Genomic DNA, 6,681 nt, shown 5'->3' on the forward strand with positions numbered 1-6,681 from the left:
CCCCGCGATCCCACCCGGCCGCCGCACCCGCATGCGCCCGGCCCGCCGTACGCCGCGCAGCCGGCCGTACTCCGGCGGGCGCGTACTCCTTGTCGGCGGCCGTACTCCCGCGTGGCCGTACTCTCGCCCGGCCGCCGTACGTCGTGCGGCCGCGTACTCCCGGTGACGCCCATACTCCTGCGCGGGCGGGCGGTGATGCAGGGGCGTGCGTAAATTCTGGTCCGGTCGTGTTCCCCGATCGCGCAAGCGGGTGGTTCGTCCCCGCCGTGGCGGGGGTGGGGCGGTGTAGCTGTGTTCGCCGTGACGACTTCGCCGGAGCAGACCATCGACCGTGCGCCCCCCGAAGGCGACGAGGAGCGCCACGATGCCGCGCGGGGCGCGGCGCGGGCGTTGCGGCCGACCCGGGCCCCCGCGGGCGTCGCCGTGGCCGCCGGGCTCGCGGCGGTGTCGCTGCTGGCCGCCGCCGAGGCGGTCGGGGCGGTGCTGGGCGCGCCGCCGCGGGTCGTGCCGTTCGACCGGATCGTGGCCGCGCTGGACGCGCGGACGTGGTCCGATCCGTTCGTGCAGGCCGGCGCGGCGGCCTTGGCCGTGCTCGGCGGCGCGCTGCTGGCGATCGCGGCACTGCCCGGCCGTACCCGCCTGGTGCCCGCCGAGACCCGCGACCCCCTGATCGTGGTCGGGTTCACGCGCGCCGGGCTGCGCCGTACGCTGCGGACCGTCGCCGAGGGCGTCGCCGGGGTGGACCGGGCGCGGGTGCGGCTCGGCCGCAGGCGGATCGAGATCATGGTGGTCACCGGCGCGCAGCGCCCGGCCACGCTGCTGCGGCAGGTCGGCGCGGACGTCGGGGACCGGCTGGCCGCGCTGGGCGCGTCCGGCGCGGGCGAGGTCGTGGTACGGCTACGCCGGACCGGTGGCTGACCGGATGCGCGCCTACCTCGGCAACCGGATCGGCCTGGCGCTGGTCGGCCTGCCCGCGCTGCTCGGCGGCGGATACGCGATCCTGCGCGGACGCGGCCTCCTGCCCGGACACCCGCGCGGCGACCGGCTGCCCGCCACGCCGTTCGCCGAGACGGTCGCGGCGGACGGGCGGCTGCGCTGGCTGCTGGCCTTCGCGCTGGTGACGCTGGCCATGGTCACCCTGCGCTGGCTGGTACGGGCGCTAGGCCGGGGGCGGCTGGGACGACGGGCCGGGTCCGCGGTCGCGATGATCGGTGTGGGGCTTAAAGAAGTCGAAGGACTCCGCCGTATCCGGGTCAGGGTCGTCGGAGACGAGCGGCTGCGGATCGGCCTGGCCTGCGCGCCAGACACGGATGTCCGCCGTCTGGTCGCCGCGCTGGACGGCGGGGTGGTGGGCCGTGTGCGGCGGGCGGTTCGGGACGACGGGCTTCCCGCGCTGGTGCGCCTGCATGTCCGCCGCCGATAGCGGTGGTCCGGCGTGCCTGCGCTCGGGACGGCGGGTCGGCAGCGGCGCCGCCTCGATCTTGGGCAGCGGGGCGGTGATCTCCTCCGACGGCAGCGGGGTACGGGCCGGTAGCGTCCGCCCGGGCTGCCGGGAGGCGACCGTGACCTCCTCGGTCTCCTTCGGCGGCGGGGCCTGCTCGCGCGCCTCCGGCTCCCCGCGCCCCGGCCGCCTGGCGAAGGCCAGCCCGGCCGCCAGGCACGCGAACGGCACCGCGGGCACCGCATAGCGGTGGTCGAAGGCCGCGATGAACGACGGCAGCGCCAGCAGCGTCACCGCCACCGCGAACGGCGTCAGCACCACCCCGCCCAGCCGCCTGATCCGTACCAGCACCCCGGCCAGCCCGGCCAGCAGGACCACTCCCAGCAGCGGCCCGCGCAGGTACCCCTGGTCCTGGTAGACCCGCAGCCACCCCGCGTACGGCTCGGTCACCGCCACGTCGCCCGGCCGCCCCTGGTACGCGGTGGTGATCTCGGTCGCGCTCCGGTCGCGCGAGGCCGGCTTGGCGGGGTCGAACGGCGGGATCGAGCGCGGGAAGACGTACGCGCTCTGCGGCCCCTTGACCGGATAGACCCTGCGCTCCCAGGCGAAGATCGACGCCACGTCCAGCGCCCCGGTGCGCAGGAAGTCGGCCGGCTGCGCCATGATCGTCCGGGTGGCGAACGACGCGGCCAGCGCGTTGCGGTCCAGCCCGCTCAGCGCCTTGCTGTTGTAGGGGGAGTCGCCGCTCCAGATGTACTGCGGCGGCGTGAGCCGCCGCCCCAGCGGCTCGCGCGGGCACAGCGCGGCCTCCGGCTGCGGCGGGCGGACCTTCGCGCAGTCGGCGAACGTCATCACGCGCGCCCACAGGAAGACGTTGCTGCGGGTGAGGGCCAGTTGGCCGTGTTCGGCGCGGAACCACAGGGCGTACCCGCCCAGGCCGAGCGCGGCGGTCAGCGCGGTGGCCAGCACGGCCTTCCAGCCCGCCCGGGTGAGCAGCATGGCCACCACCACGACCGCGACCAGCGCGAGCCCGACCGTCCTGGTGACGGTGGCCGCGGCCAGCAGCAGCCCGGCGGTGAGGGCCATCCACACCGCGGGACGCGGTCGCCACATCACCAGCGTGACCGCGGCGAGGGCCAGGAAGGTGAACAGCAGATCGGCCATGACCAGGTGTTCGAGCTGCACCTGGTGGACGTCCAGCAGCACCGGCGCGGCGGCCGGCGCCCCGGCCCACCCCGGCAGCCCGGCTCGCCGCCTGACCAGCGCGTACACGCATACGGCCATGGCCAGGCCGAGCACATGCTGCACGGCGGTGACCAGAGCCACGCTGGAGAACGGCGAAAGCGCCCACAGGAACAGCGAATAGCCCGCCGGGCGCGACTCCAGGGGCCGTGGGTCCAGCGCCGCGTTGAGATAGGCGAAGGAGTCGGCCCAGAACCACAGCGCGGGCTGATACCCGAGCATCGCCACCGCGCGCAGCCCCGTCCCGGCGATCAGGACGAGGAGGAACACCCAGTGGGCGCGGAGAAACGCCACTCCAGCCGCCTCCTGCTGGTCTGCCGCGCGGGGTCGGAAAGGACCCCGCGCGGGGTCGCCGGCCGTACCGGCCCCGGTCAGGTCAGGCGCACCATCCTAGACAATGAACGTATTTCGCCCGGCCGTTTGCATCAGTTCGAACCATGTTTCATCGACTTCGAACGTGACCCGATGTCATGACCCAATGTCCGGCCGACCCGGCCGCAACGGTTCTGACCAGCGAAGACCACTGGAAAACGGATTCATTCGGCGTAATGGGCACCGCCGGGAAATCTCAGCACTCGATCACATTGACGGCCAGCCCGCCACGGCTGGTCTCCTTGTACTTGTCGAGCATGTCGCGCCCGGTGTCCTTCATGGTCTTGATCGCCCGGTCCAGGTGGACGAAATGACGGCCGTCGCCGCGCAGCGCGATGCGGGCGGCGGTGATGGCCTTGATGGAGGCCACCGCGTTGCGCTCGATGCACGGGATCTGCACCAGGCCGCCGATCGGGTCGCAGGTGAGCCCGAGGTTGTGCTCGATGCCGATCTCGGCCGCGTTCTCCACCTGCTCGGGGGTGCCGCCCAGGACCTCGGTCAGACCGGCGGCGGCCATCGAGCAGGCCGAACCGACCTCGCCCTGACACCCGACCTCCGCGCCGGAGATCGAGGCGTTCTCCTTGAACAGCACGCCGATCGCCCCCGCGGTGAGCAGGAAGCGGACCACGCCGTCGTCGTCGGCGTGCGGCACGAACCTGTCGTAGTAGGTGAGCACCGCGGGAATGATCCCGGCCGCGCCGTTGGTGGGGGCGGTGACCACGCGCCCGCCCGCGGCGTTCTCCTCGTTCACGGCCAGGGCGAACAGCGTCACCCAGTCCATGATCTGCATGGGGTCCTTCTCGCTGGTCTCCGACGACAGCCGCACGTGCAGCCGGTGCGCGCGCCGCTTGACCTTGAGCCCGCCGGGCAGTATGCCCTCGGTGGCGCAGCCGCGCCGCACGCAGGCGGACATGACGCCCCAGAGTTCGAGCAGCCGCTCGCGGATCTCCAGCGGGCCGCGGCCGAAGGCCCGCTCGTTCTCCAGCATCAGGCCGGAGATCGACAGGCCGGTCTCGGCGCAGTGCGCCAGCAGTTCGGCGCCGGTCGAGAAGGGGTAGGGCAGCTCGGTGTCGTCGGGCTTGATCCGGTCGGCGCCGGTGGCGTTCTCGTCCACCACGAACCCGCCGCCCACCGAGTAGTAGACCTTCTCCCGCAGCGGCTCGCCGTCCTTGCCGAAGGCGGTGAACCGCATGCCGTTGGGGTGGTGCGGGAGGGAGATCTTGCGCTCGAAGACCAGGTGGTCGCCGACCACGAAAGGGATCTCCCGCTTGCCGTACAACGGGACGGTGCCCGAGCCGCGCATCGCGGCAAGCCGATCGTCGATGGAGTCGACGTCGACGAGCTCGGGTTTCTCACCGGCCAGGCCCAGCAGGACGGCCTTGTCGCTGCCGTGGCCCTTGCCGGTCAGGCCGAGCGAGCCGTAGAGGACGGCACGGACGTTCGCCACCCGCTCCAGCAGGCCGTCCTCGTAAAGGCCGCGGGCGAACTTGTGAGCGGCGGCCATCGGCCCGCCCGTATGCGAGCTGGACGGGCCGATACCGATCTTGAACAGGTCGAAGACGCTGATCGCCATCGAGGGGCCTTCCGTCTACCGATATCGCCTTGCTCAGGAATCGCCGGAGGTGAGGGCGGTGTACTCGGCGGCGCTCAGAAGTTCGGAGGTCGCGCCGTCGATACGGACCCGGAACAGCCAGCCCTCGCCGTAGGGGTCGCTGTTGACCAGCGAGGGGTCGTCGGAGACCGTGTCATTGACCGCGACGATCTCACCGGCGACCGGGCTGTAGACGTCGTTCACCGACTTGGTGGACTCCACCTCGCCGATCGCCTCGCCCTCCGTCACGGTGGCCCCGACCTCGGGCAACTGCACAAAGACCACATCGCCGAGCTGCTCGGCGGCGAAGGCCGTCACGCCCACGGTCGCAAGGTCGCCGTCCTGTAGGCCGGACACCCACTCGTGCTCCTTGGTGTACTGGAGCTCTTCGGGGATCTCGCTCACTTCTTCCTCCTGTAGAAAGGCAGATCAACAACATCGACGGGTTCGTGGGAGCCGCGGATGTCCACGGCGAGGGGGCCCTGTGCGTCGGTGTCGACGTAGGCCATCGCGATCGGCCGGCCGAGCGACTGCGAGGGCGCGCCGCTGGTGACCTCGCCCACGATCGTGCCATCCTGGCGCAGCACCACGGGGTAGCCGTGCCTGGGCACCCGGCGGCCGACCATGACCAGGCCGGTGAGGCGGCGGCGCGGCGGGGTGTCGCGGACGCGTTCCAGCGCGGCCCTGCCGACGAAGTCGCCCGGCTTGTCGAACTTCACCAGGCGGCCGAGCCCGGCGTCGAAGGGGGTGAGCGCGTCGGACAACTCGTTGCCGTACAGCGGCATCCCGGCCTCCAGGCGCAGCGTGTCGCGGGCCGACAGCCCGGCGGGGCGCAGCGCGTACGGCTCGCCCGCCTTGGTCAGCGCGTGCCACAGCGGCGTCGCGTCCGGACCCGCCACGAACAGCTCGAAGCCGTCCTCGCCGGTGTAGCCGGTGCGCGCGATCAGCGCGTCGAACCCGGCGACGGTGCCCGGCAGCCCCGCGTAGTACTTGAGCCCGGGAAGGTCCGCGTCGGTGAGCGTGGCCAGGATCTCCTGGGCGCGCGGCCCCTGGATCGCGATCAGCGCGACGGAGTCGGATCGGTCGTCGACCACCGCGTCGTACGGCCGCGCCCGCGCGGTCAGCTCGGCGGCGACCCTGGGGGCGTTGGAGGCGTTGGCCACGACCATGAAGGTCTCGGCGGCCAGGCGGTAAACGATCAGGTCGTCGAGGACCCCGCCGTCGTCCGCGCAGATCATGGTGTAGCGGGCCCGGCCGGTGTCGAGGGTGCCGAGATGGCCCACCAGGGCGTGGTCGAGCGCGTCGGCGGCCTGTGGCCCCGTCACGTAGATCTCGCCCATGTGCGAAAGGTCGAACAGCCCGGCGGCGCTGCGGACCGCGTTGTGCTCGGCGGCCTCGCTGCCGTAGCGCAGCGGCATCAGCCAACCGGCGAAGTCGGTCAGCGTCGCGCCCAGGCTTTCATGGACTTCGCGTAGCGGCGTGGGTCGGGACATGTACGCAGACCCCCAGACAGGTCGGATGTGGGCATCCTCCCCCTCTGTCACGGGTGCCTGAGAGCTTCGCCCGGTTCTTAACCGGACTTTCACCTTCGGCGAGGCCATTGGTCCGCCGGCCTGCTTTCCAGAGGTCGCCTGCCCCGGGCGGTCCTTTGCCTTGAGAGGTTCGCGGGGAGGGCTTGCTCCTTCAGGGGTCCTGGCCGGCTGCCAGGACGCTCTCCCGCCGGGATCGTCAGCGACCGCGCCAGCCTATCAAGATGGGCCAGGTTCAGGGAGCGGCGAGCGCGATGGTGGCCTCAAGGGGAGGGGGGCCGAGGACGGTCACGTCGTTGAGCACCGTGAAATCACGAAATATCAGGTCTTTCGTGGCCCAAATCCAGCCTCCCCGATCGCGCTCGCCGCGCCAGGCGGCGGGCGCGCCGGCCGGTTCGGCGGCGGGGCTGAACCCGGCGCGGTCGAACACCGCGGTCTCGGCACGGCGGGGGAGGGTCCGGCCGAGGTCACCGGCGAGCTGCTGCGCTCGGGCCGTACGCTCACCC

6 protein-coding genes and 2 riboswitches are annotated in these 6,681 nt (G+C 72.5%); of the genes, 1 reads left to right on the forward strand and 5 read right to left on the reverse strand.

From position 1 onward, the window contains the following. The first annotated feature begins 300 nt into the window (after nt 1–300). Nucleotides 301–918 (forward strand): DUF6286 domain-containing protein, encoded by a 618-nt coding sequence (locus C1I98_RS33175; RefSeq protein WP_146607789.1) that lies wholly within the window; start codon nt 301–303, stop codon nt 916–918. 241 nt (nt 919–1,159) lie between these two features. Here C1I98_RS33175 and C1I98_RS33180 read toward each other — a convergent pair whose 3' ends face one another. The 5 genes from C1I98_RS33180 to C1I98_RS42020 all read right to left on the reverse strand — a co-directional run. Further along, nucleotides 1,160–2,977 (reverse strand): hypothetical protein, encoded by a 1,818-nt coding sequence (locus C1I98_RS33180; RefSeq protein ID WP_111171294.1) that lies wholly within the window; start codon nt 2,975–2,977, stop codon nt 1,160–1,162. A gap of 274 nt (nt 2,978–3,251) precedes the next feature. Continuing rightward, a complete protein-coding gene (locus C1I98_RS33185; RefSeq protein ID WP_111171295.1) occupies nt 3,252–4,628 on the reverse strand; it encodes an L-serine ammonia-lyase in 1,377 nt (458 codons plus the stop codon). Nucleotides 4,629–4,661: 33 nt separating this feature from the next. After that, nucleotides 4,662–5,051 (reverse strand): glycine cleavage system protein GcvH, encoded by a 390-nt coding sequence (gene gcvH / locus C1I98_RS33190; protein ID WP_111171296.1) that lies wholly within the window; start codon nt 5,049–5,051, stop codon nt 4,662–4,664. Beyond that, on the reverse strand, nt 5,048–6,139 hold the full coding sequence (gene gcvT / locus C1I98_RS33195) for a glycine cleavage system aminomethyltransferase GcvT (protein ID WP_111171297.1): 1,092 nt from the start codon (nt 6,137–6,139) through the stop codon (nt 5,048–5,050). The genes gcvH and gcvT overlap by 4 nt, the downstream gene beginning before the upstream one ends. Before the next feature lie 34 nt (nt 6,140–6,173). After that, a riboswitch (glycine riboswitch) is annotated at nt 6,174–6,276 on the reverse strand. A 1-nt stretch (nt 6,277) separates the two neighbouring features. After that, nucleotides 6,278–6,375: riboswitch (glycine riboswitch) on the reverse strand. Nucleotides 6,376–6,410: 35 nt separating this feature from the next. Beyond that, a partial coding sequence (locus tag C1I98_RS42020; protein WP_199537400.1) for a hypothetical protein occupies nt 6,411–6,681 on the reverse strand: 271 nt, incomplete at its 5' end.

It is taken from the genome of Spongiactinospora gelatinilytica, assembly GCF_003236385.1.
GTDB lineage: Bacteria > Actinomycetota > Actinomycetes > Streptosporangiales > Streptosporangiaceae > Spongiactinospora > Spongiactinospora gelatinilytica.

Bases quoted from the DNA above. Each gene is read 5' to 3' on its own strand.
- C1I98_RS33185 (WP_111171295.1), bottom strand. From the start codon at position 4,628: ATGGCGATCAGCGTCTTCGACCTGTTCAAGATCGGTATCGGCCCGTCC.
- gcvT (WP_111171297.1), bottom strand. From the start codon at position 6,139: ATGTCCCGACCCACGCCGCTACGCGAAGTCCATGAAAGCCTGGGCGCG.